We start from the raw sequence: 908 nt of genomic DNA, 5'->3' as shown, positions 1-908 counted from the left end.
TTCATAGCCACCAGGCACCAGGGCACCAGGAAAATCTATTTGTAAAGGTTTTTAACTTGGAGATCTGGCGCCTTGGTGCCGGGTGGTCAAAAAGGGATACGGACGCATGTTCCTGCGTTCCCTTCCGGACGTCCCCGTCCTCGCCGCGCCCACCGAGGAGGTCCTCGTCGCCATGGAGCGGTTCTTCGCCCCGTCTTCCCTTTCCCATCAAAATATCGATTCATAGCCACCAGGCACCAGGGCACCAGGAAAATCTATTTGTAAAGGTTTTTAACTTGGAGATCTGGCGCCTTGGTGGCAATTCGGATTTTCCGGACCTGCTGCAACCTGTTTATCCATTGGATTGTTTTTCCTCCAAAACATGAAACAATCATGGCAGGACTTCCGATTGCCTGAACCCGGGAGCATGCCATGAACGTTTCGAAAGCAGCGGCGTCTCTTTGCCTGTGCATGTCCATCCTTCTCTTCGCCGGATGCGGAAGCAGAGATGGAGACAGCGGCGGGGACGGGCCAACGCCACCAACACCACCACCGCCGGGCTTCGAACCCCTGGCGAGCATCAGTGCGGATCCGCCGCAGGCGGCCGCCCAGTTCGGCACGGCGGTGGCCGTGGATGGGTTTGTCGCCGTCGTGGGAGCTCCCTTCGAGGACGAGGGTGGAATAGCCGACCGGGGGGCGGCGTATGTCTTTCGGTTCTCCGCATCCGGAACCTGGGATCTCGAAAGAAGACTGGTCGCTCCCGACGGAGCGATGAACGACCAGTTCGGCTCCTCCGTGGCGGTCAGCGGCGATCAGATCATCGTCGGTGCGCCCCTGCGGGACGAGGGCGGCATCGCCGACCGGGGGGGAGCCTACATCTTCCGCCGCACCGATCCGATTACCGCCACTTGGGAGTTGACGGCCACCCT

The 908-nt window shown here is 60.1% G+C and carries 1 protein-coding gene; it reads left to right on the top strand.

Annotated features, from left to right (window positions below; translation table 11 throughout):
• Positions 1 to 411: 411 nt before the first annotated feature.
• Positions 412 to 908: FG-GAP repeat protein (locus tag DTF_RS26935; RefSeq protein ID WP_193352697.1), on the top strand; the 497-nt coding region annotated here is incomplete at its 3' end.

It is taken from the genome of Desulfuromonas sp. TF, assembly GCF_000472285.1.
In the GTDB taxonomy this organism is placed as follows: Bacteria; Desulfobacterota; Desulfuromonadia; order Desulfuromonadales; family ATBO01; genus ATBO01.
The sequence above is the reverse complement of the archived record's forward strand: the minus strand, read 5'-3'. Positions and strand labels throughout refer to the sequence as shown.